Raw genomic sequence first — 359 nt, 5'->3', positions numbered from 1 at the left:
CTATGGCGGCGGCGAAGGCACTTCCTTTACGAATTCCGGTTCGGTCACTGGTTATGGCGGGTTTGAGTCCGCGGAAAAGGGCACTCATATCGTCAATCAGGCAGGCGGATCGATCGATGTCAGCCATGTGGCAATCTATCTGCTCGGAACCTCGGGGACCGCGACCATCGACAACATGGGCAAGATTTCCGGCAATGAGGCTGCGATCACGGACGGCTCGTCTGGTGGGGTCACGCGGGTGACCAATACAGGTACTATTCAGGGACTGATCGATCTCGGCGACGGAAACGACTATTTCGACAGTCATCTCGGCACGTATACGAGCGTCGCCGGCGGCGATGGAAGCGATACGTATATCC

Annotated in this window: 1 protein-coding gene; it reads left to right on the top strand. The window is 57.1% G+C overall.

Annotated elements, in window-relative coordinates; all coding sequences use genetic code 11:
* Positions 1–359: hypothetical protein (locus AC1D0P_RS32480; protein WP_477680479.1), on the top strand; the 359-nt coding region annotated here is incomplete at both ends.

The sequence above is a fragment of the Polaromonas sp. P1_G2 genome (genome assembly GCF_056405515.1).
This window is presented reverse-complemented; position numbering and strand designations above follow the sequence as displayed.